General features: G+C 63.9%; 25 protein-coding genes. 19 read left to right on the top strand and 6 right to left on the bottom strand.

The window, feature by feature from the left end:
• Window positions 1-141 precede the first annotated feature (141 nt).
• From AB4Z43_RS09020 to AB4Z43_RS09040, 5 genes are all read right to left on the bottom strand, one after another.
• Window positions 142-1,776 (bottom strand): copper resistance CopC/CopD family protein, encoded by a 1,635-nt coding sequence (locus tag AB4Z43_RS09020; protein ID WP_441936980.1) that lies wholly within the window; start codon window positions 1,774-1,776, stop codon window positions 142-144.
• 55 nt (window positions 1,777-1,831) lie between these two features.
• The gene (locus AB4Z43_RS09025) at window positions 1,832-2,350 is read right to left on the bottom strand and encodes a YcnI family copper-binding membrane protein (protein WP_441936981.1); all 519 of its coding nucleotides are present in this window, start codon (window positions 2,348-2,350) and stop codon (window positions 1,832-1,834) included.
• Between the two features lie 25 nt (window positions 2,351-2,375).
• Window positions 2,376-2,915 (bottom strand): copper chaperone PCu(A)C, encoded by a 540-nt coding sequence (locus AB4Z43_RS09030; protein WP_038649764.1) that lies wholly within the window; start codon window positions 2,913-2,915, stop codon window positions 2,376-2,378.
• A 97-nt stretch (window positions 2,916-3,012) separates the two neighbouring features.
• Complete coding sequence (locus AB4Z43_RS09035; RefSeq protein WP_038653373.1) at window positions 3,013-3,369, bottom strand: DUF2946 family protein; 357 nt, start codon at window positions 3,367-3,369, stop codon at window positions 3,013-3,015.
• Between the two features lie 122 nt (window positions 3,370-3,491).
• On the bottom strand, window positions 3,492-4,394 hold the full coding sequence (locus AB4Z43_RS09040; protein ID WP_019861262.1) for a GntR family transcriptional regulator: 903 nt from the start codon (window positions 4,392-4,394) through the stop codon (window positions 3,492-3,494).
• A 253-nt stretch (window positions 4,395-4,647) separates the two neighbouring features.
• On the opposite strand from AB4Z43_RS09040, the gene AB4Z43_RS09045 reads away from it, so the two are divergent.
• From AB4Z43_RS09045 to AB4Z43_RS09070, 6 genes are all read left to right on the top strand, one after another.
• The gene (locus AB4Z43_RS09045; RefSeq protein ID WP_064980915.1) at window positions 4,648-6,153 is read left to right on the top strand and encodes a UxaA family hydrolase; all 1,506 of its coding nucleotides are present in this window, start codon (window positions 4,648-4,650) and stop codon (window positions 6,151-6,153) included.
• 62 nt (window positions 6,154-6,215) lie between these two features.
• Window positions 6,216-7,214 carry an aldo/keto reductase gene (locus AB4Z43_RS09050; RefSeq protein ID WP_202361644.1) on the top strand — a complete coding sequence of 333 codons (999 nt, stop codon included), beginning with the start codon at window positions 6,216-6,218 and terminating at the stop codon, window positions 7,212-7,214.
• A 330-nt stretch (window positions 7,215-7,544) separates the two neighbouring features.
• Window positions 7,545-8,540, top strand: coding sequence for an ABC transporter substrate-binding protein (locus AB4Z43_RS09055; protein WP_019861265.1), 996 nt, complete (start codon window positions 7,545-7,547; stop codon window positions 8,538-8,540).
• Window positions 8,541-8,697: 157 nt separating this feature from the next.
• On the top strand, window positions 8,698-10,251 hold the full coding sequence (locus AB4Z43_RS09060; protein WP_069093166.1) for a sugar ABC transporter ATP-binding protein: 1,554 nt from the start codon (window positions 8,698-8,700) through the stop codon (window positions 10,249-10,251).
• Window positions 10,248-11,216, top strand: coding sequence for an ABC transporter permease (locus tag AB4Z43_RS09065; protein ID WP_019861267.1), 969 nt, complete (start codon window positions 10,248-10,250; stop codon window positions 11,214-11,216). Before AB4Z43_RS09060 ends, AB4Z43_RS09065 begins: the two co-directional genes overlap by 4 nt.
• A gap of 64 nt (window positions 11,217-11,280) precedes the next feature.
• Window positions 11,281-12,297, top strand: coding sequence for a zinc-binding alcohol dehydrogenase family protein (locus AB4Z43_RS09070; protein WP_019861268.1), 1,017 nt, complete (start codon window positions 11,281-11,283; stop codon window positions 12,295-12,297).
• 15 nt (window positions 12,298-12,312) lie between these two features.
• Here the strand turns inward: AB4Z43_RS09070 and phnF are convergent, their stop codons facing one another.
• On the bottom strand, window positions 12,313-13,062 hold the full coding sequence (gene phnF / locus AB4Z43_RS09075; RefSeq protein ID WP_441936987.1) for a phosphonate metabolism transcriptional regulator PhnF: 750 nt from the start codon (window positions 13,060-13,062) through the stop codon (window positions 12,313-12,315).
• A 121-nt stretch (window positions 13,063-13,183) separates the two neighbouring features.
• Between phnF and phnG the strand changes: the two genes are divergently transcribed.
• The 13 genes from phnG (at window position 13,184) to phnE (AB4Z43_RS09140) (ending at window position 24,396) form a co-directional block, all read left to right on the top strand.
• On the top strand, window positions 13,184-13,645 hold the full coding sequence (gene phnG / locus AB4Z43_RS09080; protein ID WP_441936988.1) for a phosphonate C-P lyase system protein PhnG: 462 nt from the start codon (window positions 13,184-13,186) through the stop codon (window positions 13,643-13,645).
• Window positions 13,645-14,256 (top strand): phosphonate C-P lyase system protein PhnH, encoded by a 612-nt coding sequence (gene phnH, locus AB4Z43_RS09085; protein ID WP_441936990.1) that lies wholly within the window; start codon window positions 13,645-13,647, stop codon window positions 14,254-14,256. The genes phnG and phnH overlap by 1 nt, the downstream gene beginning before the upstream one ends.
• A 1-nt stretch (window position 14,257) precedes the next feature.
• Window positions 14,258-15,370, top strand: a complete 1,113-nt coding sequence (locus AB4Z43_RS09090; protein ID WP_441936992.1) for a carbon-phosphorus lyase complex subunit PhnI — start codon at window positions 14,258-14,260, stop codon at window positions 15,368-15,370.
• Window positions 15,367-15,783 carry a FosX/FosE/FosI family fosfomycin resistance hydrolase gene (gene fosX, locus AB4Z43_RS09095; RefSeq protein ID WP_441936994.1) on the top strand — a complete coding sequence of 139 codons (417 nt, stop codon included), beginning with the start codon at window positions 15,367-15,369 and terminating at the stop codon, window positions 15,781-15,783. Before AB4Z43_RS09090 ends, fosX begins: the two co-directional genes overlap by 4 nt.
• A 274-nt stretch (window positions 15,784-16,057) precedes the next feature.
• Window positions 16,058-16,957, top strand: coding sequence for an alpha-D-ribose 1-methylphosphonate 5-phosphate C-P-lyase PhnJ (locus tag AB4Z43_RS09100; protein ID WP_441936996.1), 900 nt, complete (start codon window positions 16,058-16,060; stop codon window positions 16,955-16,957).
• Window positions 16,954-17,730, top strand: a complete 777-nt coding sequence (gene phnK / locus AB4Z43_RS09105) for a phosphonate C-P lyase system protein PhnK (RefSeq protein ID WP_013892928.1) — start codon at window positions 16,954-16,956, stop codon at window positions 17,728-17,730. Before AB4Z43_RS09100 ends, phnK begins: the two co-directional genes overlap by 4 nt.
• 2 nt (window positions 17,731-17,732) lie before the next feature.
• Window positions 17,733-18,440 carry a phosphonate C-P lyase system protein PhnL gene (gene phnL / locus AB4Z43_RS09110; RefSeq protein ID WP_038649790.1) on the top strand — a complete coding sequence of 236 codons (708 nt, stop codon included), beginning with the start codon at window positions 17,733-17,735 and terminating at the stop codon, window positions 18,438-18,440.
• Entirely contained in the window at window positions 18,437-19,054 is a 618-nt protein-coding gene (locus AB4Z43_RS09115; protein ID WP_069093172.1) for a DapH/DapD/GlmU-related protein, read from the top strand. Before phnL ends, AB4Z43_RS09115 begins: the two co-directional genes overlap by 4 nt.
• Window positions 19,055-19,139: 85 nt before the next feature.
• Entirely contained in the window at window positions 19,140-19,850 is a 711-nt protein-coding gene (locus tag AB4Z43_RS09120) for a DUF1868 domain-containing protein (protein WP_027047412.1), read from the top strand.
• Window positions 19,851-20,083: 233 nt separating this feature from the next.
• Window positions 20,084-20,941, top strand: coding sequence for a phosphonate ABC transporter ATP-binding protein (gene phnC, locus AB4Z43_RS09125; protein ID WP_069093174.1), 858 nt, complete (start codon window positions 20,084-20,086; stop codon window positions 20,939-20,941).
• Window positions 20,942-21,089: 148 nt separating this feature from the next.
• A complete protein-coding gene (phnD, locus tag AB4Z43_RS09130) occupies window positions 21,090-21,998 on the top strand; it encodes a phosphonate ABC transporter substrate-binding protein (RefSeq protein WP_441936999.1) in 909 nt (302 codons plus the stop codon).
• 55 nt (window positions 21,999-22,053) lie between these two features.
• A complete protein-coding gene (gene phnE / locus AB4Z43_RS09135; protein WP_038649796.1) occupies window positions 22,054-23,025 on the top strand; it encodes a phosphonate ABC transporter, permease protein PhnE in 972 nt (323 codons plus the stop codon).
• A gap of 3 nt (window positions 23,026-23,028) precedes the next feature.
• On the top strand, window positions 23,029-24,396 hold the full coding sequence (phnE, locus tag AB4Z43_RS09140; protein ID WP_441937001.1) for a phosphonate ABC transporter, permease protein PhnE: 1,368 nt from the start codon (window positions 23,029-23,031) through the stop codon (window positions 24,394-24,396).
• The last annotated feature ends 3 nt before the right edge of the window (window positions 24,397-24,399 follow it).

The raw sequence follows: 24,399 nt of genomic DNA on the forward strand, positions 1-24,399 counted from the left end.
TGTTGGTTGGAGCCCGCGATTTTGCCGGATGCCCGTTCTTCCCGGGATGATTGACGGGCCTTTCGGGCCGCGTCAACCGCCTCGCCGAATTGTGTTGCAGTTGCACAATGCAAGCCGTTCGACAACGATCCCATCTGTCGGTTACGGCCGGACGTCCACAGGCGCTTCGATCTTCACCATCTTGAAATCCGAGACCAGGATGTCGATGCGCACCGTCCAGCGCCCGGGAACCGGAATGACGAGGTTGTCGACACGCCAGCTGCCGTCGCCGGGCTTGGTCGCCGCGCGCTTCAGCGGCTCGATGCCTGAATCGGGCTTCGACAGCACCACCGTCACCTCCTTGGCGTCGAGTGGCCCGAAATCACCGGTCATGATGATCATCGAGGCGGCGACAGGCCCGGCATGACCTGGCGTGATGCTGAGATCGGCCATCGCCTCCAACGCGTGGATGTGGACCGAGACCGGCTGCGCCGCCGCGATCGCCAGGACCCGTGGCGGCGGCGTGAAGCGCCAGCCCGCGGCAACGCCGAAGATCGCCAGCACGATCAGCATTTCAACACCGATCGAGCGGGTGAGCCTGCGCTGCACCTCCGTGGCGCCCGCCTCGGCGGAAGCAGTGAGTTTCCAGCGATTGACCGCGGCCAACGTGAACAGGAAGACCAGCAGCGCCAGCTTGACCAGCAGCAGCCGGCCATAGGCGGTGCCGGCCAGCGCCGAGGGCGTCTGCACCTGGATGACGGCAAGCACGATGCCGGCCGCGGCAAGCACGGCCACCACAGGCAGGATCGCGCAGGAGAAGCGGCGCAGGAAGGCGACGGCGCCAGCCGTCTGGCGCTTCAGCGCGAGACCTAGCGGCATCAGCGCGCCGGCCCAGAAGGCAATGCCGATACCGTGCACGAACACCAGCGGCCGCGTCAGCCATTGCGGTTCGGCCGCGCTGGCGTGGCCGCTGGCGGCAAGCGCGACGCCGACGCCAGCCAGGCCGGCGAGCGCCAATGGCCTGGCGAGCACACGCGGTCCGGCCAGCGACAGCAAACCGAGCCCCAGCGCGGTCAGGGCGGCCAGCACCGTCCAGCCGAAGGAGGTGCCCAGCCCGGTCCGCCAGATCACCGGCTGTGCCAGATGGGAGAGCGGCGCTCCGAGCGCGTCGAGCCCCTGAAAGCCGAGCGACAGGGGTGCCGCCACCAGGCCGCACAGGATCGCGGCCGTGACAAAACGCTGACCGGCACGTCCCTCACCGGCCAGCCAGGCAAGGGCGAAGGCGCCGCCGACACCGAGGAAAAGACCGATGTAAAGAAAGACCTTGCCGATCCAGATCGCCGACCGCGACGGCCAGTCGACGGCTTCGGACACGACGGGCGGCTCGGTCGGCGCACCGATGGAAAACAGCAGCGAGCCGCCGACCGGATGGCCGTCGGCGGAAATGACGCGCCAGCTCAGCACATGCGTGCCGGATTTGAGCGCTTGCGGATTGTCGATCTCGAGCGTCTGGTCGGTGAGGCGGAAGGATGTCAGCGCAACCGGAGTGCCGTCCGGCTTCACCAGCGTCAGCACCAAGGGCGAAACCGGTTCGCTGAAGGTCAGCGAGAACTGGGTTGGCGTCTGGGCCAGCACGGCACCATCGGCCGGGTCGGTCTTGATCAGCGCGGCATGGGCAAAAGCCTGACTGGTCGAGGCCATGACGACAAGCGCCATGAGCAAGCCCAACAGCCCGCCGGCAATCCGGCCGACGCGCTTGCTGTTGGTATCGACCATCCGAGAGGGTATTGCGGTCATGCCATGCCACGAGGATGCGGCGCGCTCCGGCAAGCAGAGCGCGCCAAGGGAGAACCTATTTCTTCGGTGTGAGCTTGATGCCGGGCGCCGGGGTCTCCAGCGTGTCTTCATCCTGCCCCGCCGCCGGGATCTCGATCCAGCGGTCGACGGCATCGCCGCATTCCTGCACCACCGGGAAATAGAGCTTTTGGCCGACGGGCAGGTCCGCCGTCAGCATGGCCCGAAAGACGAACTCGTCGTAGAATTCATCCGGCAGATTGCCGCCGCTCCAGTCGACTTCCTTGACGCCGTCGGTCACCGCCTGGCCATAGAGCTGATAGGATTTTTCATATTTGCCCTTCTTGGTCTGCAGCGTCCAGCCGGGTTTCGGCATCGGCTTCACTGCGATCACCCCTTCCGGAATCTGCACCCGCACGGCGGTCGTCGCTTTGCCGTCGCAACCATGCGGCACCCGCAGCACTGCCTTGTAAGTCGAGCCGACCGCCGCCTCCTGGGTTTCGATCGTGATGTGCGCGAAGGCGGCATTTGTCCCCAGCACCAGAAGTGCTGCCGCCGACAAAAGATACTTGTTCATGATGCCCCTCGGTACTATGGCCAGTTCAGTCGTTGTCTTCTTGAGGCGCCGCGCTGCCCATGGCCTGCACGGCGAATTTGATCGTCACCGTCCCGGCCTTTTCGAAGGTCAGCGTGGCGGCGAACATCTCGCCTTGCTTGGGTGGCTGCTTCAAATCCATGAACATCACGTGATAGCTGCCGGGACCCAAAACGACCTTGCCGCCGGCTGGAATCTCCAGGCCGCCGACAACGGGCCGCATGGTCATGACGCCGTCCTTGACGCCCATCTCATGCAGCTCGGCCTTTTCGGAGATATCGGAGGAAATCGACAGCAGCCGGTCCGGCGCGCTGCCGTTGTTTGTAATGGTAAAATAGCCGCCGGCCACCTTGGCGCCGGCCGGCGTGGCGCGTGACCAGGGGTGGCCGATCTCGATATCGCCGACCTTGAACTCATGCGCCAGGACGGATTGAGCGCCGGCGAGCATGATCGCCAAAGCAAGCACGGCAGTGCCGAGACGCTCCTGGACGTGGGACAGAATGCGGCTGAACAGAGTGCCCGCCGCTATATCGGAAAAATGGGACATGGTTGCTCCATGAAGTGATGATCGCGCCGTCACCGGTCGCGAGCTGTTTGGTCGTTGGATGGGTGCGCCCACGAAAGGTTCCGCTGGGCGAGCAAGCTCAGGCCGCCAGCGGCGGCGCGCGCGGGTTCGACGGCGAGCGTTCACGCGCGAAGCCGAGGTAAATGCTCGCCGGAAAAACGAAGGCGACCGCTTCAAACGAAAGGCTGGCCACGGCCAGCCCGGCGTCGGGCGGCGGCGCAAACGCGGATGAAAACATGCTGCAGCCAAGCGTGCAGCAGGCCGGCAGATGCGATGGGTGCTGGTCACCGCCGGGAAGCTGGGTGGCACCGTCGCGGGTACAGATGACATTGCCGAAGGCGTCGAGTTGCGCGGCATTCGGCCCGGTAGCGAAAGCGAAGGCGCCGAGCGTCGACTGGAGCAGCAGCAGGCAGGCCGCGACAAGCGCGGTCGGCAAGCTCCAGCGTTTGCCCCGGCGGTTCAAGCCATCTGCCTCTTCAAGCAACTCCTGGAAAGATACCTATCATGGCAGCGGCAGGTCGAAAATCGCCAATTCGATGCTGCGGCAACGCGGCGCGATCAGGATTTCTGCAAGGACCGGCTTTCGGGGATGGAGGTCAAAAGCGTCTGGCGCGCCGACTTCAGGTGCTTGCGGCAGGCGGCGTCGACCTTGCCGAGGTCGCGCGATTTGAGCGCCTCGATATAGGCAAGGTGCTCGCCGACCGCGACTTCGTTGCGCTCGCGCTCCTGCGCCTTGTTCCACTGGTAGTGGTAATGGAAGATCATGGCGATGACGTCGTAGAAATCGACGATGAAACGGTTGTGCGAGGCCCGGTGGATGAGCCGGTGGAAGCGCTCGTCCAGCTCGGAAAACGCGTTGAAGCGCGTGGCGATCTCTTGTGCCAGCAGGCGATGTTCGTCCTCCAGGCGGTCGAGATCGGCCCAGACCGGGCTGTCCTGCGGCAGGGCGGCGAAGGCAGCCGCCGAACGCAGTTCGAACATCTCGCGGATCTCGGTCAGTTCGAGCGCGAAAGCCCGCGTAAAACCCTTCAGCACCCAATGGCTGTTGCGGCGCTTCTCGATCAGGCCGAAGCGCGAGAAGCGGATCAGGAACTCGCGCACGCTGGTGGTGCCGACACCAATCTCGCGCGCCAGTTCAAGCTCGTTGATCTGCATGCCGGCCTCGGCGCCGCCGGCGAGCAGGCGCCGCATGAACGACCGCTCGATGATCTCGGCCAGTGTGTCTGTCTCTTCCTCAGGGAAAAAATCGTCGGGTCGCGGATCGCGCAGCACCGTCTTGGCACGCTTGTTCCAGGCGATCAGGCCGGTTTCCTCCATGCGCGCCAGGATGCTGCGCACGGTCGTGCGGCTGACGCCGAGCAGCGTGCCCAGTTCCGGTTCCGACGGCAGGCTGCGCGTTTCGTCGAGCAGCCGGAGGCACCTGTTATAGGCGTCCTTGTAGACGTTGTTGCTCTTGGACATCCCCTGACCCATTCATGCCAGCGCTTGCGGCGGCCGGCTTGAAGCGCAATATGACGTTCCCATGACCCTGGAAAGCAGGAATTGCTTTCGCCAGGGCACGGTCCATTGTTTGCAGCACCGCCGCTAGCCAGAGGCGTGCGGAGCGCCTGCGAAAAAACAATTGACGCAAAACTGTTTTTTCACGATAAAAGACATTAACTCTTAACAAGCGCGTGTCAATCCGCGCATCCCAGGATCACCCAGGAAACCGCCCGTGAACGTCTCGAACACCATTCTTCTGTCCTCCGCCGACAATGTCGCCGTTGCCAATGGCCGCATCGAGATCGGCACGGCCCTGCCGGGCGGCGCGCTTGCCACCGCCGTTATCGAGCCCGGCCACAAGGTGGCGATCAAGCCGATTGCCGCCGGTGAAGCCGTGGTCAAATACGCCCAGGCGATCGGCCGCGCCACACAGGACATCGCACCGGGCGAGCATGTCCATTCGCACAATCTGGTGTTCGAGGCCGGCCGCCTGCCGGTGGTGCCGCCGAGCGAGGCCGAGCACGCGACAACGGCCGACCGCGCCCGCACCTTCATGGGGTATCGCCGCGCCGATGGCCGCGCCGGCACGCGCAACTTCATCGGCATCATCGCCAGCGTCAATTGCTCGGCCACGGTCTGCCATTCCATCGCCGACACCGCCAACCGGACCTTGCTGCCGAAATATCCCGGCATCGACGGTTTCGTGCCGATCGTCCACGGTCAGGGCTGCGGCATGAGCGGCACTGGCGACGGCATGATGGTGCTGCACCGCACGCTTGCCGGCTATGCCCGCCACCCGAATTTCGGCGGCGTGCTGATGGTCGGCCTGGGGTGCGAGGTCAACCAGCTCACCCTCTATGGCCAGAAGGGCGCCGCCGCCGGAAAACGCCATTTCAACATCCAGGACGCCGGCGGATCGCGCAAATCGGTGGAAAAGGCGATGGGCGTGCTAGCCGAGATCGCCGAGGAAGTCGGTCAGTTGAAGCGCGAGCCGATCCCGGTCAGCGAGATCGTCGTCGGCCTGCAATGCGGCGGCTCCGACGGCATGTCGGGCATCACCGCCAATCCGGCTCTGGGGGCGGCCGTTGACATTCTGGCCGGCGTCGGCGGCATCGGCATCCTCTCCGAGACCACGGAAATCTACGGCGCCGAGCATCTGCTCGCCTACCGCGCCGCGACGCCCGAGATCGCCAAGAAGCTCGATGGATATGTCAAATGGTGGGAAGATCACGTCGCCAAGCATGGCGCCTCGATCGACAACAACCCCTCGCCTGGAAACAAGCGCGGCGGCCTCACCACCATCCTGGAAAAGTCGCTGGGCGCGGTCGCCAAGGGCGGACAGACGCCGCTCAATGGTGTGTTCGGCTATGCCGAGAAGGTCACCGGCAACGGACTGGTGTTCATGGACACGCCCGGCTACGACCCGGTCTCGGCCACCGGCCAGGTCGCTGGCGGCGCCAATGTCATCGTCTTCACCACCGGCCGCGGTTCCTGCTTCGGCTGCCGGCCGACACCGTCGATCAAGATCGCCACCAACTCGACCATGTATAACCAGATGGAAGAGGACATGGACGTCAATTGCGGCGTCATCGCCTCGGGCGAAAAGACCATCGCCGGCATGGGCCGCGAGATCTTCGAACTCATCGTCGAGACGGCTTCCGGCCGCAAGACCAAGAGCGAGGATTTCGGCTATGGCGACAACGAGTTCGTGCCCTGGCATCTCGGCGCGACGCTCTGAATTCAACTGAAATGTGGTAGAACTGCCGGGCTGGACAACGGCCGGCAACGGGGAGGGTTTGCATGAAAAAACGCCGCATCGGCAAGACGGCGCTCGAGGTCACCGAAGTCAGCTTCGGCGGCGCCGCGATCGGCGGCCTGTACCGCGCCTGTCCACGCGAGGCGGCGATGGAAACGCTGCAAGGCGCCTGGGACGCGGGCTTGCGCTATTTCGACACCGCGCCCTTCTATGGTTTCGGCCTTTCGGAACGGCGCTTTGGCGATTTCCTGCGCTACAAGCCGCGTGATTCCTACGTGCTGTCCACCAAGGTCGGACGCCTGTTCCGCCCGGTGCCTGAAGACCAGGTGCCCGATCACTCCTATGTCGATCCGCTGCCCTTCGCGCTCGACTACGATTATTCCTATGACGGCATCATGCGGTCGGTCGACTTCAGCTATGCGCGGCTTGGGCTGAACAAGATCGATATCCTGTATGTGCACGACATTGGCGCCTACACGCATGGCGTCGAGAAGAACAAGCTGCACTTTCGCCAGTTGATGGATGGCGGGCTTAAGGCGCTCGAGGAGTTGAAGCGGGCCGGCACGATTTCCGCCTACGGTCTCGGCGTCAACGAAGTCCAGATCTGCCTCGACGTGATGCGCCAGGCCCCACTCGACTGCATCCTGCTCGCCAGCCGCTATTCCTTGCTCGACCGCAGCGCCGAAGCCGAACTGCTGCCGCTGTGCCGGGAGCAGCAGACATCGCTGGTGATCGGCGGCGTGTTCAACTCCGGCATATTGGCGACCGGGCCGGTGCAAGGAGCGCATTTCGATTACCAGCCCGCCGGCCGCGATATACTCGATCGGGTCGACGCCATGGAAAAGATCGCCGGCGAAGGCGGTTACCCGCTGGCCGCTGCTGCCTTTCAGTTTCCCCTGCACGAGCCGACGGTCGCCACCGTGCTGACCGGCACCGCCAAACTGGCAAACCTGACACGCAACCTCGAACTGCTCGACACCGACGTGCCAGGGGCGGAATACGCCAAATATCGTCCCTACACGGTGGTGCAGAGCCTGGCGTGAAACCGGCGTCCACCAGCCTTGACGGGGGAGGCTCGACTTCACAAACGCGCGACTCCGCGGAAAGAATGAATGTTCCATATTGACTAATACATGGAATTAATATTCCATGTATTCACTAAACGGGAGCGTTCGGCTGCGTCCAGGGAGGAGCGGCGCGTGAATGTGTCCGTGCCTGACATGGGAATCAGGTGCGAAACACCGCTTGCATCGTCCAGATCGATGCACTATCAAAACAGCGTAAATGTTTTTTATTGATAAAGTTCTGTTTGGGCCACGCCTATCCGAACGGAGCTTCCGTAACGTTCACCGGGCGACTTAGGGAGGAATCCTATGAAATTCGTGACCAGCATTCTCAACCGCCGCGCCGTCATGGCCCTGGCAGCAGCGTCGATGCTCGCCGGCGTCATGCACTCGGCGCCGGTTTCGGCGGCGGATGTGACTATTCCGATCATCGTCAAGGACACCACGTCCTTCTACTGGCAGATCGTGCTCGCCGGCGCCCGCAAGGCCGGCAAGGATCTCGGCGTCAACGTGCCGGAACTCGGCGCCCAGGCTGAAACCGACGTCAACGGCCAGATCTCCATCCTCGAGAACGCCGTCGCCGGCAACCCGGCCGCCGTCGTCATCGCGCCGACCGAAGCCAAGGCGCTCGGCAAGCCGATCGACGAGGCAGCGGCCAAGGTCAAGGTCATCGGCATCGACTCCGGCGCCGACTCCAAGGCCTTCACCTCGTTCCTGACCACCGACAACGTCCAGGGCGGCCGCGTCGCCGCGGACGGTCTTGCAGCAGCCATCGGTGCGGCCAATGGCGGCAAGGTCGAAGGCAAGGTTGCCCTCATCACCGCACTCCCTGGCGCCGGCTCGCTCGAGCAGCGCGCCCAGGGCTTCAAGGAACAGCTCAAGGCCAAGTATCCCGGCCTCGAACTGATCGCCGACAAATATGCCGACGGTCAGGCCACCACCGGCCTCAACATCGCGACCGACCTGATCACCGCCAATCCGGATCTGAAGGGCATCTTCGCCTCCAACCTGATCATGGCGCAGGGCGTCGGCCAGGCGATCGCCGAGAACAAGCTTGCCGGCAAGGTCGGCCTGATCGGCTTCGACAGCGACGAGAAGCTGATCAAGTTCCTGAATGACGGCGTCATTTCCGGCCTCGTCGTCCAGGACCCCTACCGGATGGGCTATGACGGCATCAAGACCGCGCTCGCCGCCTCGAAGGGCGAGAAGGTCGAGGCCAATGTCGACACCGGCGCCAACCTCGTCACCAAGGCGAATATGAAAGAACCCAAGATCGACGCGCTGCTCAACCCGAAGCTCAACTGAGCCTTAGGCGCAACCGCACAGTTTCCGGGGCCTCGCGCCCCGGAAACGACAGTCATATCGCTTGGAAATCCGCCAGCCTGGGCTAGGTTGCTCTGGATGGCATTTCAAAGCCTCGCCGCATGCCAAATCGTGAGGCCAATCTGGGAGGAGGATTGTCATGACATCGACGGCGCAAGAGCTGCACCCCGCCCCTGTGCTCGAGCCCGGCAGGACGATCCTCGAACTGCGTGGCCTCGAGAAGAAATATCCGGGCACCCATGCGCTGAAGCCGGTGACGCTGGCCTTCAAGTCGGGCGAAATCCACGCCATCGTCGGCGAGAACGGTGCCGGCAAATCCACTCTGATCAAGCTTCTGACCGGCGTCATGCCGCGTACCTCCGGCGATGTCATCTGGGAAGGCAAGCCCGCGCCGCTGGCGACCCCGCATGAGGCGATGGCGCTCGGCATCAACGCCGTGCACCAGGAAGTCGTGCTTTGCCGGCATTTGACGGTTGCCGCCAACATGTTCCTCGGCGAGGAGAATTCGCGCTTCGGCATCCTGCAGCAGCGCGCCATGGTCAAGGAAGCGCAGAAGATCATCGACGATCTTGGCTTCGATCTGCCGGCGCATGTCGTGCTCGGCGACCTCACCATCGGCCAGCAGCAGCTGATCGCCGCCGCCCGCGCCACCGTGCGTGGTACCAAATTCCTGATCTTCGACGAGCCGACCGCCTACCTCACCCGCAAGGAGGCCGACCAGCTCTTCACCCTGATCCGCCGCCTGAAGTCCGAGGGCGTGACCATCATCTACATCAGCCACCGCATGGAGGAAGTCTTCGAGCTCGCCGATCGCGTCTCCGTGCTGCGCGACGGCACGCTGGTCGGCACCAGAAACATCGCCGAGACCAACGATGCCGAACTGGTCAAGCTGATGATCAACCGCTCGATCGAGCAGGTCTATCACAAGGAGCACTTCACGCCGGGTGTCGCGATCGTGGAAACCAGGAACCTGTCGGGCAAGGGCTTCGAAAATGTCTCGATGACGGTCCGCGCCGGCGAGATCGTCGGGCTCTACGGGCTGATCGGCGCCGGGCGCAGCGAATTCGTCACCACGCTCTACGGCCGCCATCGCAAATCGGCCGGCCAGATCCTGTGGGAAGGCAAGCCGGTCCAGGTCAATTCGGAGCATGACGCGATCAAGCTCGGCATGGCGCTGGCGCCGGAAAGCCGCCGCGACCAGGGCCTTTGCCTCAATTTGCCGGTCGGCCTCAATCTCAACCTGCCGATCTACAAGCGCATCTCCAAAAACATGTTGATCTCCGGCGCGCAGGAGAAGACCCAGGCCGACCGCCAGATCGCCGATCTCCGCATCAAGACGCCGACACGCCACGCGCTGGCCTCCAGCCTGTCGGGCGGCAATCAGCAGAAGATCGTCATCGGCAAATGGCTGGCGCATGGCGCCAAGCTGTTCATCTTCGACGAGCCGACAGTCGGCGTCGATGTCGGCACCAAGGCCGAGATCTACCGGCTGTTCGGCGCGCTCTTGTCGAAGGGCGCCGGCATCATCCTGATCTCGTCCTATCTGCCGGAAGTCTATGAGCTGGCCGACACGCTGCATGTGTTCCGCCGCGGCAAGCTGGTGGCGACACACGGATTCCGCACCGCCGATCACGAGGAAATTCTCACACAGGCGCTCGCCGAGAAACAAGAAAAGCTGGGAGGAAAGATATGAGCACCGAGGCGATTCCTGCCGAAAAACCCAAGCGCAATTACAACGCCCTGTTCGGGCTGACGCTGCTGGCGCTGCTGGTGCTGCTCTGGGTCATCCTGTCGCTGTCGACATCGAGCTTCGCCTCGGCCAACAACATTTCGAACCTTCTGCGTCAGGGTTCGATGATCGCCATCCTGGCGGTCGGCCAGACCTTCGTCATCATCACCGGCGGCATCGATCTGTCCGTCGGTGCGGTGGTCGGCTTCGCCACCGTCATTGCGGCGATGCTGATCAATGCCGGCATACCAGTCTTCCTTGCCATCCTGATCACGCTGCTGGTCGGCGTTGCCATCGGCCTGTTCCACGGCTTCGGCATCGTCAAGATGGGCCTGCCGCCCTTCATCATCACGCTGGCGACGCTGACCTCGCTGCGCGGCATCGGCCTTCTGATGACCAACGGCAACTCGATCTCCATCAACAATGATGCCTTCCAGGAATTCTCGCGCAACTCCTTCCTCGGCGTGCCCAATCTGTTCTGGATGGTGATCCTGGTCGGCATCCCGGCCTACATCTTCCTGCATCACAGCCGCTGGGGCCGCTATCTCTTCTCGGTCGGCTCCAACGCCGAGGCGTCGCGCCTCTCCGGCGTCAATGTCCAGCGCACCATCTACATGGCCTACACGCTGTCGGGCCTGTGCGCGGCCTTTGTCGGCGTGCTCCTGGCCTCGCGCATCGGCATCGGCAACCCGACCCAGGCCGAGGGCTGGGAACTGCAGGCGATCGCGTCCTCGGTCATCGGCGGCACTTCGCTGTTCGGCGCGGTCGGCTCGGTGCACGGCCCGCTGCTCGGCGCCTTCATTCTCGCCACCATCAACAACGGCGCCAACTTGCTCAACGTCAACGCCTTCTGGCAGCGCATCATCACCGGCGTGCTGATCATCGTCATCGTCTATTTCGACGGTCTGCGCCGCCGCGGCGGCAAGTGACCACTGCTGAAATCGATCTGCGGCCCGGCATGAAGACGGGTCGGAAACCCAACTGGACTGAAACATGAAAGCCGTTATCTGCCGCTCGCCCGGGGAGCTCGTCCTGGAAGATCGCCCCGCGCCCGGTGCCCCCCCTGCCGGCTGGGCACTGGTCGCGGTCAGCCATGTCGGCATCTGCGGCACTGACTACCACATTTTCGAGGGCAAGCACCCGTTCCTCGCCTACCCCCGCATCATGGGCCATGAAGTCTCCGGCACCGTCATCGAGACTGGCGAGGGCGTCGACCTTGCCATTGGCGAACCGGTCGTCATCAACCCCTACCTCTCCTGCGGCAAGTGCATCGCCTGCCGGCATGGCAAGCCGAATTGCTGCGTCAAGATCGAGGTGCTCGGCGTCCATCGCGACGGCGCGATGTGCGAACGCATTCTTGTCCCGGCGCAGAATCTCTATCCGGCCAATGGCCTGTCGCTGGCCGACGCAGCCGCCGTCGAATTCCTGGCCATCGGCGCGCACGCCGTACGTCGCGCCCGCGCCGATCCCGGCGCCCGCGCGCTGGTCATCGGCGCCGGCCCGATCGGGCTCGGCAACGCCATCTTCGCCCGCATCGCCGGGCTCGACGTGACGCTGCTCGACATGAGCAGTGAACGCCTCGCTTTCGCCGAAAACGAACTTGGTTTCAGTATCCTCGACGGCTCGCGCGGAGCGGTGCCGGACCTGGTCAAGGAAGCGACATCAGGCGAAGGCTTCGACGTGGTCTTCGACGCCACCGGCAACACCCGGTCGGTGCAGTCGGCCTTCGCCCATGTCGCGCATGGCGGCACACTGGTGCTCGTCAGCGTCGTCAAGGACGACATCGTCTTCTCCGATCCGGAATTCCACAAACGCGAAATGACGCTGGTCGGCAGCCGCAATGCCTTGCGTGCCGATTTCGATCATGTCGCGGCCTCGATCGGCAACGGCGCCGTGCCCCTGGCCAAGCTCGTCACCCACCGCACCACGCTTGCCGATACGCCGGGCGATCTCGCCCGCTGGGCGCACGAGAAATCCGGCCTGATCAAAGCGGTGATCGAGGTCGGATAGTCGGCAGAATCCGGCTCACAGCGCCGACAGCTTCAGTTCCACCCGTTCCGCCGGAAAGCGTGACTCCGAAAACTGGATCGGTCGGCCGTCCGGCGTGATGTTGACGGCCACCGTGACCAGCACGATGGCGCCTGGCTGAAGGTCGAGGTCGCCGAGATCGGCCGCATCGGCATGGCGCGCCGACAGCACGGTCGACTGCCTGAGATAATCGTCTATGCCGAAGCGGGCCAGCGATGCGGTGATCGAGCCAGTCTCTGCCATCGCCTTGTCGATGCCGGCAAAGCGCCTGGCATCGAACCAGCCGGCAGCGCGCGACACAGGCCGTCCATCGGCTTCACCGCGTGTCTCCAATCTGATCACCTCGGTCGCCCTGGCCAGTCCAAGACCCTCGGCGACACGCTGACTGGCCGGCTCGACCGATGAGGAAAGCAGCACGATGTGGCGTTCCGAGGTCTGCCCTTGCAGGCCTGTTGAAAAGCGTGTGCGCGCGCCGATCGGATAGGACAGTCGCTTGCGCGACAGCACGAAGGTGCCACGCCCCTGCTCTGCCCGCAGCACTCCTTCCTGCACAAGTGCGGATATGGCGCTGCGCACCGTGTGACGGTTGACGCCATAACGCTCGGCGAGCGTCACCTCCGGCGGCAGCGCGGCATTCTCGGCGAAATCGCCGGTGGCGATCGCCTGCAGGATCCTGTCGGCGATCTGCCGCCACAGCGAGACGCCGCTGCGCCGCTCGATACTGTCGGCTTCCTGTCGCCCGATCATGAATTGCCCCCAGCCATCTATCCCCTGTCATCCACCCGTCATGGACTCGCGCTAGGTAATATGTATAATTTGTATAGTTGTCTATATCAATAGACAAATTTAGCAAAGAGGAATACTGCCGATGCGAGGACAGGAAGCCCGCGACCAGGCCGAGCGCAAGGCCGCCATGGCGACGCTGGCGCAGTCGAATGGCGACGACATCGTCCGGCTCTGGAACGAAGCCGGTCTGCCTTCGCAAGCCGAGCTGCTGCGCGGTCCCGAGACCGGACTGGTGACGCTGCGCGGCCGCATCGGCGGCGGCGGCGCGCCGTTTAATGTCGGCGAGGCGACCGTCACCCGCGCCACCGTCAGGCTGCCGTCCGGACAGGTCGGCCATTGCTACGCGCTTGGCCGCGACAAGCAGAAGGCGAAGCTCGCGGCGATCGCCGACGCGCTCTGGCAGGACCCTGCCCGCCGGACCGAGGTCGAGACCAGGCTGATCGGGCCTTTGAGGTCGGCGCTCGCCACTGCCCAGGAAAAACGCCGTGCCGAGACGGCGGCAACGAAGGTGGATTTCTTCACCATGGTTCGCGGAGAAGACTGATGGATATCGCAGCGCAATCGATCGAGGGCGGCTTTGCCGATCCGGTGTTCAACGCCCAGACGGTGTTTCGCGCGGTCATGGACGCGATGGCACGGCCGGGCAGCGTGCAGCCTTTGCCGGCCCTGGCCCGCCCGCCGGCGCCACTCTCGGCAACCGCTGGCGCCGTGGCACTGGCGTTGTGCGACAACGACACGCCGCTCTGGCTCGACCCCGCCTTGCACGTCTCCGCCGCGATCGGTTCCTGGCTTGGTTTCCACACCGGCGCGCCGCTCGCCAACACGCCTGCCGACGCGCATTTCGCCTTGGTCGCCACGCCGGCCGAGATGATGGCGCTCGACGGCTTTGCGCAGGGAACGCAGGACTATCCCGACCGGTCGACCACCCTGATCCTGCAGGTCAGCGACCTCACCTCAGGCACTCCGTTGCTGCTGGAAGGGCCTGGCATCGAAACCAGCGCCACGATCGCGCCGGCGCAGATGCCGCGTCATTTCATCGAGCAGTGGAAGCAGAATATCCAGCGCTTTCCGCGCGGCGTCGACATCATCCTCGCCACCGCTGAAGGCATAGCCTGCCTGCCGCGTACCACGCGCATCAAGACGATGGAGGCATAGGATGTATGTCGCGGTAAAAGGCGGCGAAGCCGCTATTCGTAACGCCCACAGCCTGCTTGCCGATCGCCGGCGCGGCGACCGTTCGGTTCCGGCCCTGCGCCTCGACCAGATCGTCGAGCAGCTGGCGCTCGGCGTCGACCGGGTGATGAGCGAAGGCTCGCTCTATGACCGTGAACTCGCCGCGCTCGCCATCGTCCAGGCGCGTGGCGACATGATCGAGGCGATCTTCCTGGTGCGCGCCTATCGCACGACGCTGCCGCGCTTCGGCTACAGCAGGCCGATCGACACCGGCGCCATGCTAGTCGAGCGGCGCGTCTCGGCGACCTACAAGGACCTGCCTGGCGGCCAGTTGCTCGGCCCGACCTTCGACTACACGCACCGGCTGCTCGATCCCGAGCTTGCAGCCGGCTCTGATGTCGCCCAACCGCTGCAGCGTGAGAGCGAAGCGCAAGCGATGCCACGCGTCTCGGCGATCTTGGCCCGCGAAGGCTTGATCGAACCGGATGGCGACATGCCGCAGGACCATGTCCCCGGCGACATCACCCGCGAACCGCTGGAATTTCCGATGGCGCGCGACATCCGCCTACAGGCGCTGTCTCGCGGCGATGAGGGTTTCCTGCTTGCGCTCGGCTATTCCACCCAGCGCGGCTATGCCCGCAACCATCCCTTTGTCGGTGAAATCCGCATCGGCGAGGTCGAGCTGGAACTCGACGCTCCCGAACTGCCCTTCGCAGCCCCGCTCGGCACGGTGCGGGTCACCGAATGCCAGATGGTCAACCAGTTCAAGGGCTCGGCCAAGGCGCCGCCGCAGTTCACCCGCGGCTACGGCCTGGTCTTTGGCCAGAGCGAGCGTAAGGCGATGGCCATGGCGCTCTGCGACCGCGCGCTGCGCGCCTCCGAGCTTGGCGAGGACATCATCGCCGCCGCCCAGGACGAGGAATTCGTCATCTCGCATTCCGACAATGTCCAGGCGACCGGCTTCGTCGAGCATCTGAAGCTGCCGCACTATGTCGACTTCCAGGCCGAGTTGGACCTCGTGCGCCGCATGCGCGCCGAACATGAGGCCCGTAAGAACCCCGCCAAGGTCGACGAAAAGCGGGAGGCCGCGGAATGATCGAAGGCCTGTCCCACATGACCTTCATCGTCCGCGACCTTGAGCAGATGACAAGGATACTCGAGGGCGTCTTCGACGCCCGCGAGGTCTTTGCCAGCGACGCCGCGCAGTTTTCGCTGTCGCGCGAAAAATTCTTCCTGATCGGCGACATCTGGATCGCCATCATGCAAGGCGAGAAGCTGGCCGAGCGCAGCTACAACCACATCGCCTTCAAGATCGATGACGACGATTTCGACCGCTACGCCGAGCGCGTCGGCAGACTAGGCCTCGACATGCGCCCGCCGCGCCCACGCGTCGAGGGCGAAGGCCGCTCGATCTATTTCTACGACGACAACCACATGTTCGAACTGCATACCGGCACGCTCACCGAGCGGCTGGCGCGCTATGCCAAGGGGTTGGAGGCTGCGCAATGAACTTAGTGCCCGCCCCCGTGGCCGCCACCGTCGTGAGAATGACCGCCATAGCTATCATACCCGGAGTAGCCGCCACCTCCGACGCCCATGGATTCACCTTGAGAGCCCTCTTTGGGAGCGGGAAAACCCATGCGCCGAAGGAAAAAGAGAACGACGCCGGCGAACACCACCAGCACAATTCCGAGATGCATCCATCCGGTCGAGTTCATCTGAATTCGCCCCTGTTTCCGCGTCCTGGACGCCAATTCGATAGCACAAAGCGGATGTGATCACCATGACCGACATCGCCACCTACAACTTCGCCTATCTCGACGAACAGACCAAGCGGATGATCCGCCGGGCGATCCTCAAAGGCATCGCCATTCCCGGCTACCAGGTGCCCTTCGCCTCGCGCGAAATGCCGATGCCCTATGGCTGGGGCACCGGCGGCGTCCAGGTCACCGCCTCCATCCTCGGCCCCGATGACGTGCTGAAGGTTATCGACCAGGGCGCCGACGACACCACCAACGCGGTATCGATCCGCGCCTTCTTCAAGAAGGTCGCCAATGTCGCTGTCACCACCGATACCGCCGGCGCCACCATCATCCAGACCCGCCACCGCATCCCCGAACATCCGCTGACCGCGGGCCAGGTGCTGGTCTACCAGGTGCCGATCCCCGAGCCGCTGCGCTTCCTCGAACCGCGCGAGACCGAGACGCGCAAAATGCATGCGCTGGAGGAGTATGGCCTCATGCATGTGAAGCTCTATGAGGACATCGCCAAGCACGGCCGCATCGCCACGACCTATGCCTATCCGGTCAAGGTCGAGGGCCGCTATGTGATGGACCCCTCACCGACGCCGAAATTCGACAATCCCAAGATGCACCGCTCGCCGGCGCTGCAGCTGTTCGGCGCCGGACGCGAGAAGCGCATCTATGCGGTGCCCCCCTTCACCGATGTCGTCAGCCTCGACTTCGAGGACCATCCGTTCGAGGTGCAGACCTTCGACCAGCCCTGCGCACTGTGCGCGGCCGAAAATGTCTATCTCGACGAGGTCATCCTCGACGACCATGGCGGCCACATGTTCGTCTGCTCCGACACCGACCATTGCGAGAAGCGGCGTGAAGAGGGCCATCGCGGCCATCTTGCTCCGGAAATCCATCTTGCTTCCGAAAAAATGGAGCCGGCACAATGACCGACGAACCGCTGCTGCGCGTCTCGGCGCTCTCCAAATTCTACGGTTCGCGCGTCGGCTGCGACAACGTCTCCTTCGACCTGTGGCCGGGCGAAGTCCTGGCAGTCGTCGGCGAATCCGGTTCCGGCAAGACGACGCTGCTCAATTGCCTGTCGACGCGGCTCTTACCGTCTTCCGGCACCGCCAGCTACCGCATGCGCGACGGCCAGTTCCGCGAGCTCTACCGCATGAGCGAGGCCGAGCGCCGCTTCCTGATGCGCACCGACTGGGGCTTTGTCCACCAGAACCCGGCCGACGGCCTGCGCATGACGGTGTCTGCCGGCGCCAATGTCGGCGAACGGCTGATGGCGGTGGGCGACCGCCACTATGGCAAGATCCGCGCCACGGCGGTCGACTGGCTGTCGCGCGTCGAGATTGAGCAAGACCGTATCGACGACGAGCCACGCGCCTTTTCCGGCGGCATGCGCCAGCGCCTGCAGATCGCCCGCAACCTCGTCACCGGCCCACGGCTGGTGTTCATGGACGAGCCAACCGGCGGCCTCGACGTCTCGGTGCAGGCCCGCCTGCTCGACCTGTTGCGTGGACTGGTCACCGATCTCGGCCTCGCGGCCATCGTCGTCACCCACGATCTCGCCGTGGCGCGCCTGCTGTCGCAGCGCATGATGGTGATGAAGGACGGCCGCGTCGTCGAAAGCGGCCTCACTGACCGCGTGCTCGACGATCCGCGCGCGCCCTACACGCAGCTTCTCGTTTCTTCCATTTTGCAGGTGTAACGATGCCAACCCCGCTCGTTGTTTCCGACGTCGCCAAGAGCTTCACCATGCATCTGCGCGATGGCATCAAACTGCCTGTCGTCGCCGGTGTCTCGTTCTCGATCAGGGCGGGCGAATGCACCGTGCTCGGCGGCCCATCGGGCGCCGGCAAGAGCTCGATCCTGAAGATGCTCTACGGCAACTATGCCGTCGACGAGGGCCAGATCATCGTCAGGCACGAGGACGGACTGATCGATCTTGCCAACGCCAGCCCGCGCACCGTGCTTGCCGTTCGCCGGCAAACGATCGGCTATGTCAGCCAGTTCCTGCGCACCGTGCCGCGCGTCTCGGCGCTCGACGTCGTCGCCGAACCGCTGGTCGAGCGCGGCGAGGAACGCGAGGTTGCACGCGGCAAGGCACGCGCCCTGCTGGCGCAGCTCAATTTGCCGGAAAAACTCTGGGCGCTGCCGCCGGCGACCTTCTCCGGCGGCGAGCAGCAGCGCGTCAACATCGCGCGCGGCTTCATCACCGAGCACCCTATCCTGCTGCTCGACGAGCCGACCGCCTCGCTCGATGCTACCAACCGCAACGTGGTGATCGAACTCATCGCCGCCAAAAAGGCGGCGGGCGTCGCCCTGCTTGGCATCTTCCACGATCATGATGTTCGCGAGGCGGTTGCCGACCGCATCATCGACGTCACCGCTTTTGCTCCAGGAAAACTCGCCGCATGACCAGGAAATTGTCGGAGACGCCGCTGGTTCACCCGACGGCGGAGGTACACAATTCGACGCTTGGCCGCTGGACCGAGATCGCCGACCGCAGCCGGGTTTCGGAGAGCGAACTCGGCGACTATTCCTACATGATGCAGGATTGCTCTGTCTGGTGCGCGACGATCGGCAAGTTCGCCAACATCGCGGCAAGCGTGCGCCTCAACGCCACCAACCACCCGACCTGGCGGCCGACGCTGCATCATTTCACCTACCGCGCCTCGGACTATTGGGACGACGCCGAGCACGAGAGCGAATTCTTCGCCCAGCGCCGCGCCAAACGCGTCACCATCGGCCACGATACCTGGCTCGGCCACGGCTCGACCGTCCTGCCCGGCGTCACTGTCGGCGATGGCGCGGCGGTCGGCGCCGGCGCGGTCGTCTCGAAGGATGTCGCGCCCTACACCATAGTCGCCGGCGTGCCGGCCAAGCCGATCCGCGAGCGCTTCGACCGCCGCACCGCCGAACGCTATCAGGCGCTTGCCTGGTGGGACTGGGACCACGCGCGGCTGCGCATTTCGCTCGATGATTTTCGCGAGCTGTCGGCCGAGGCATTCCTGGAGAAATACGAGGGATAGTTCCTCACATTGCCGTCATGAGGGGGCCTGTTCATATCTCTGACACAGGACTCGGACAGGACGCCATCTCCCCAAGGAGATTGCCATGCTCGACACCGTCAGACCCTCGCTTTTCGGATTCTTTGCCGGCACCAACCCGACCCCGCCGGCGCATCTCGGCACGCGCTACGACACCTCGGGCAATTTCCTGACCGAGCCCGGCAACACCGTCGTCAGCCATCTCGTCAGCGGATCGCCTTCCGAAGCCGCCGTGCTTGCGGTGCGCGAGAAGATGCTGGCGATGCCCGACGCCGACCGGCTCGCCTTCACGCCCGTTTCCAGCCTGCATATGACGCTGTTCCAGGGCATCATCGAATATCGCCGCCGCTTGCCTTACTGGCCGCAGGACGTACCGCTCGACACCAGCATCGACGCCATGACCCGCCTCTATCTGGAGCACCTGAAGGGCTTCGAGGGCTTCGGTCCTTTCAACATCAAGGTGATCGAGGTCGTGCCGACCGGTCTCACCGTTGCCGGCGCGACCGACGAGGACGTGCGCATCATGCGTCAATGGCGCGATGCGTTGGCGGTGCCGTTCGGCTACCGGCACCCCGATCATGACGCCTACGTCTTCCACATCACCTTCGCGTATCAGATCCGGCGTCTTGCCGACGACCGTGCGGCAGCATGGCAGGCTCTGTTCGACGATTGCCTGACGCTTTTGACAAGGCAGGCTCCGGTGATCGAGATCAAGGCGCCCGCCTTCTGCGCCTTTCGCGACATGAAGCACTTCGAGGAATTGCTGGTGCTTGGCTGATCGCCGGTCACGCGCCAATGCATGTCGCCCGAAAGCGGCCCCGGTTTTGGGCGAACGACATGCATAAAAACAAAGACCCGAAGCGCGCCGCGTGAATTCGTTTCAGCGCGACGCGCTTCAGCCGTCGCGCCTGTGGAGCGTAACAAAACTGACATGCTGGCGACACGGCAGGTTCATGTGGCTGCGCTAGGCGAGAGCCTGACGATCAACAAGGTCCGGACTGGAACCTGCTCATGTCAGCAAGCTCTGCCACACTCGAAATCCGTGGTGTCAGCCGACGATTTGGCAAGAACACCGCCGTCAGCGACGTCAACATCTCGATCCCGCAGGGTCAGATGGTTGGCGTCATCGGCCGTTCGGGCGCTGGCAAGTCGACCCTTCTTCGCATGATCAACCGACTTGTCGACCCCAGCCAGGGGTCGATTTTTTTTGACGGCGCCGAGGTCTCCCGGTTGCGCGGCTCGCCGCTGAGGCGCTGGCAGCGCGACTGCGCCATGATCTTCCAGCAGTTCAACCTGGTGCCGCGCCTCGACGTGCTGACCAACGTCCTGCTCGGCAAATTGAACCATCGCTCGACCCTGTCCAACCTTCTCGGCATGTTCTCTCGCGCCGAATGCGCCGAGGCGGTCGCCGCGCTCGAGCGGCTCGACATCGCCCGCACCGCGCTTCAGCCCGCCGGCACCTTGTCTGGCGGACAGCAGCAGCGTGTCGCCATCGCCCGCGCCATGATGCAGCAGCCCAAAGTGATCCTCGCCGACGAGCCGATCGCCTCGCTCGACCCGCTCAACGCCAAGGTGGTGATGGATTCGCTGCGGGACATCAATCTGCGCGAGGGCATCACCGTCGTCACCAATCTGCACACGCTCGACACCGCCCGCGCCTATTGCAACCGCATCATCGGCATGGCCGCCGGCAAGGTCGTCTTCGACGGCCCGCCCGAGGAGCTCAACCGTGAGGCCGTGCGCCTCGTCTATGGCGCCGACAGCAATGGTGCCGAAATATCGGAGGCCATCACCTCCACCAGCGTTGCCTTCAAGCAGAAGATCGCAGCATCCGCCGGACCGCTCGAACCCGCATTCCCGGGTTACTGAGCCCATGATCCCGAAAAGTGGAATCCGGTTTTCGGGAAAGATCATGGGCCAAGAAAGGGCGGTTGGGATCGTCCGCCCGCGTCAAGGGCACTTGTCAAGATCAAGAACGCTGCCGGCGCGGGGCCGGAACTTACAGGAGAGACATCAAATGTTCAGGAAGATGGTTTTCAGCGCCGTTTCGGTGCTTGCCATGGCAACCAGCATCGCCCACGCCGCCGACATGAAGGAATTCCGCGTCGGCATTCTGGGCGGTGAAAACGAGACCGACCGGCTGCGCAACTACCAATGCCTGGCCGATCATCTGAAGGCCGAATTCGGCTTCGAGAAGGTCTCGCTGTTTCCTGCCGCCGACTATGACGGCGTCATCCAGGGCCTGCTCGGCGGCACGCTCGACTTCGCAGAACTCGGCGCCTCCGGCTACGCCAGCGTCTATCTCAAGGACCCGAAGGCGGTGACCCCGATCCTCACCACCAAGCAGACCGACGGTTCCACCGGCTATTATTCGATCGGCCTGGCTCTGAAGACCTCGGGCATCACCGACATCAAGTCGGCCAAGGGCAAGAAGCTCGGCTACGCCGATCCGGACTCCACCTCGGGGTACCTGATCCCGCTGACCCAGATTCCGAAGGACACCGGCGCCTCGAACGAAACCTTCTTCGCCTCGACCCAGTTCAACGGCGGCCATGAGAACAACATCCTGGCCGTGCGCGACGGCAAGGTCGATGTCGCGGTCGATGATTCCTCCGGCATCGGCGACTTCAAGAACGGCTTCACGTCCGGCACCTTCCACAAGGTCGTCGCCAAGGGCGCCGTCGACCCGAACGACTTCGTCGAAGTCTGGCGCTCGGGCCTGATCCCGAACGGCCCGCTGGTCGTGCGCACCGCGCTCGGTGACGAGATGACCGCCAAGCTCGCCGCCTTCTTCACCGAGCTGCCGACGAAGGACAAGGCTTGCTTCGAGGGCGTCGAAGGTGGCGATTTCACCGGCTACGTTCCGGTCAAGCCAGACTTCTACAACGTCATCGTCGAAGCCCGTAAGGCAGCCATCGGCGGCTAACGGCGAAATCGGAAAGGGCGGTGCCGAAAGCACCGCCCTTTTTGCATCTCCGATCATGACCCTTTCCGTGACAGCCCCCTCATTGACAGCCTCTTCTGGCGCCCCCCAGCAGATGGCCGATGCCTGGCGACGCCAGACGTCGCTGCGCCGGTTCTATACAGTGCTCGGCGTCGGCCTGCTGCTCGCCGCGCTGCTCGCCAGCATGTGGTTCGCCGACGAAGCCAATGCCGGGCACTTTTTCGACCGGCTGCCGCATATTCTGGATTTTCTGAGCTGGTTGGTCCCAAAGGATTGGAACGACGTCTGGCGGGCACTGTTCGACATCGCCTCGCCGCATGACACCGGCACCCAGGAATACAATTTCCCGCTCGGCCGGATCTATGTCTGGGGCGGTTTCTACATTCCCGAATATTTCGAGCTGATGATCACGACGGTCAATGTAGCCCTGGTCTCGACCTTCGTCGGTTTCATCTTCGCCGTGCCGTTTTCCTTCATCGCCGCCCGCAACCTGACGCCCCATCCGGCGCTGCGGCTGATCGTCAAGCGCTTTATGGAGCTGCTGCGCGCCTTCCCTGAGATCGTCATTGCCGGCCTTTTCGCGGCAATCGTCTCCATCGGCCCGATCGCCGCCATCATCGCCATCGGCCTGCATTCGATCGGCGCGCTCGGCAAGCTGTTCTACGAGATCAACGAGAACATCGACATGCGTGCCGAGGAAGGCCTGCGCGCGGTCGGAGCCAACTGGTTCGAGCGCGTGCGCTTCGCCGACCTGCCGCAGGTCCTGCCCAATTTCATGTCCTACACACTGCTGCGCGTCGAGATCAATGTCCGCGCCTCGACCATCATCGGCGCCGTCGGCGGCGGCGGCATCGGCGAGGAGTTGAAGCTCTCCATCTCGCGCGGCTTCGGCGCCAAGACGCTGGCGCTGGTGCTGCTCTTGTTCACGACCATCTTCATCATCGACCAGTTCTCCGCCTGGCTGCGCCGCAAGCTGGTCGGCGAGCAAGCTTTCATGATGGGGGCGTGAATCATGGCGACCATGACGGCCGAGGAGATACTGTCGATCGAGGAGCGCTATCCGCAAGTGTTCCGGCGGCCGCTGTACAAGCGCTTCGCTCCGCTGTTCCTGTTCATCGGCATCCTGACCTATCTCATCTATGTCCTGTGGTTCTTCAGCCTGCCGCAAGTGCTGCGGGAATCGCACTGGGAGCGTCTGCCGCTGTTCCTGACACAATGGATCAGCTACGACCTGCAACCGGAATTCCGCCTCGACCAGCCTGAGATCACGCCAAAATACCCGCGCTTTTCCGCGCTTGGCGAGAACCCGAACCCCGACTGGGTGATCAAGAATCCGGACGGCACCTTCACCGTGCTGATCGACGGCCCGGCGAAATCCGTGACTTTCGGCAAGGCGCAGGCAACGATCGTGGCCAACGGCCAGACCGTGCCGGTTTCGCTGACCAGCGGCAAGCCGGTGATATCAGGCCCGGTGCCGGACTGGATCGCCGCGCATGACGACGAGGTGGTTGCCAAGATGGGCTTCGTCGGCGAAGTGCGCGTCACCGTCGATCGCGTCAAGGTGCGCAAGCGCTTCCTCGGCTGGGCGAATTTCGTCTTCGACACACGCTCGCCCTTCTTCGGCAAATCGTCGGGAGAGGTGATCTCGCTGATCGTGTCCGGGCCTGATTTGAAGCCGGGCACCTCGAACCTGGCGCTGGCGGGCGACAACATCTGGAACAACGCCCAGTGGCAGCACGGTGACGTCTGGACGAAGCTGCTGCAGACCATCGTCATGGCGTTCCTGGGCACCCTGCTTGGCGGTATCGTCGCCTTCCCGCTTGCCTTCTTCGCCGCCCGCAACATCACGCCGAGCGGTGTGCTCAGCCAGGTCCTGAAACGCTTCTTCGACTTCATGCGCTCGGTCGACATGCTGATCTGCGCGCTGTTCTTCACCCGCGCCTTCGGCCCTGGTCCGCTTGCGGGCAGTGCCGCGATCTTCTTCACCGAGATCGGCACGCTCGGCAAAACCTATTCCGAGGCGCTGGAGAACATCGACGACAAGCCGCGCGAAGGTGTGCTGTCGACCGGCGCCAACGGTCTCCTGGTGCAGCGCTACGGCGTCATGCCGGAAGTCATTCCGGTCTTCATCAGCCAGACGCTCTACCAGTGGGAATCCAACACACGCGGCGCTACCATCATCGGCGCCGTCGGCGCCGGCGGCATCGGCCTGAAACTGTGGGAAGCGATGCGCACCAATTCCAACTGGGCCAACGTCTTCTACATGGTGCTGCTGATCCTGCTGGTCGTCTTCATCTTCGACAACATCTCGAATTTCCTGCGCCGCCGGCTGAGCCGCACCATCCACGACTACAACAGGATCCAGGTCGAGCAGGGGTGATAG

The organism is Mesorhizobium sp. 2RAF45, from assembly GCF_052115225.1.
Lineage (GTDB): Bacteria > Pseudomonadota > Alphaproteobacteria > Rhizobiales > Rhizobiaceae > Mesorhizobium > Mesorhizobium jarvisii.

Bases quoted from the DNA above. Each gene is read 5' to 3' on its own strand.
- phnD (WP_441936999.1), top strand. From the start codon at position 21,090: ATGTTCAGGAAGATGGTTTTCAGCGCCGTTTCGGTGCTTGCCATGGCA.
- phnE (WP_038649796.1), top strand. From the start codon at position 22,054: ATGACCCTTTCCGTGACAGCCCCCTCATTGACAGCCTCTTCTGGCGCC.
- AB4Z43_RS09120 (WP_027047412.1), top strand. From the start codon at position 19,140: ATGCTCGACACCGTCAGACCCTCGCTTTTCGGATTCTTTGCCGGCACC.
- AB4Z43_RS09060 (WP_069093166.1), top strand. From the start codon at position 8,698: ATGACATCGACGGCGCAAGAGCTGCACCCCGCCCCTGTGCTCGAGCCC.
- AB4Z43_RS09040 (WP_019861262.1), bottom strand. From the start codon at position 4,394: ATGTCCAAGAGCAACAACGTCTACAAGGACGCCTATAACAGGTGCCTC.
- AB4Z43_RS09100 (WP_441936996.1), top strand. From the start codon at position 16,058: ATGACCGACATCGCCACCTACAACTTCGCCTATCTCGACGAACAGACC.
- phnG (WP_441936988.1), top strand. From the start codon at position 13,184: ATGCGAGGACAGGAAGCCCGCGACCAGGCCGAGCGCAAGGCCGCCATG.
- phnL (WP_038649790.1), top strand. From the start codon at position 17,733: ATGCCAACCCCGCTCGTTGTTTCCGACGTCGCCAAGAGCTTCACCATG.
- AB4Z43_RS09065 (WP_019861267.1), top strand. From the start codon at position 10,248: ATGAGCACCGAGGCGATTCCTGCCGAAAAACCCAAGCGCAATTACAAC.
- AB4Z43_RS09055 (WP_019861265.1), top strand. From the start codon at position 7,545: ATGAAATTCGTGACCAGCATTCTCAACCGCCGCGCCGTCATGGCCCTG.
- AB4Z43_RS09090 (WP_441936992.1), top strand. From the start codon at position 14,258: ATGTATGTCGCGGTAAAAGGCGGCGAAGCCGCTATTCGTAACGCCCAC.
- fosX (WP_441936994.1), top strand. From the start codon at position 15,367: ATGATCGAAGGCCTGTCCCACATGACCTTCATCGTCCGCGACCTTGAG.
- phnF (WP_441936987.1), bottom strand. From the start codon at position 13,062: ATGATCGGGCGACAGGAAGCCGACAGTATCGAGCGGCGCAGCGGCGTC.
- AB4Z43_RS09020 (WP_441936980.1), bottom strand. From the start codon at position 1,776: ATGACCGCAATACCCTCTCGGATGGTCGATACCAACAGCAAGCGCGTC.
- AB4Z43_RS09070 (WP_019861268.1), top strand. From the start codon at position 11,281: ATGAAAGCCGTTATCTGCCGCTCGCCCGGGGAGCTCGTCCTGGAAGAT.
- AB4Z43_RS09030 (WP_038649764.1), bottom strand. From the start codon at position 2,915: ATGTCCCATTTTTCCGATATAGCGGCGGGCACTCTGTTCAGCCGCATT.
- phnC (WP_069093174.1), top strand. From the start codon at position 20,084: ATGTCAGCAAGCTCTGCCACACTCGAAATCCGTGGTGTCAGCCGACGA.
- phnH (WP_441936990.1), top strand. From the start codon at position 13,645: ATGGATATCGCAGCGCAATCGATCGAGGGCGGCTTTGCCGATCCGGTG.
- phnK (WP_013892928.1), top strand. From the start codon at position 16,954: ATGACCGACGAACCGCTGCTGCGCGTCTCGGCGCTCTCCAAATTCTAC.
- AB4Z43_RS09115 (WP_069093172.1), top strand. From the start codon at position 18,437: ATGACCAGGAAATTGTCGGAGACGCCGCTGGTTCACCCGACGGCGGAG.
- AB4Z43_RS09025 (WP_441936981.1), bottom strand. From the start codon at position 2,350: ATGAACAAGTATCTTTTGTCGGCGGCAGCACTTCTGGTGCTGGGGACA.
- phnE (WP_441937001.1), top strand. From the start codon at position 23,029: ATGGCGACCATGACGGCCGAGGAGATACTGTCGATCGAGGAGCGCTAT.
- AB4Z43_RS09050 (WP_202361644.1), top strand. From the start codon at position 6,216: ATGAAAAAACGCCGCATCGGCAAGACGGCGCTCGAGGTCACCGAAGTC.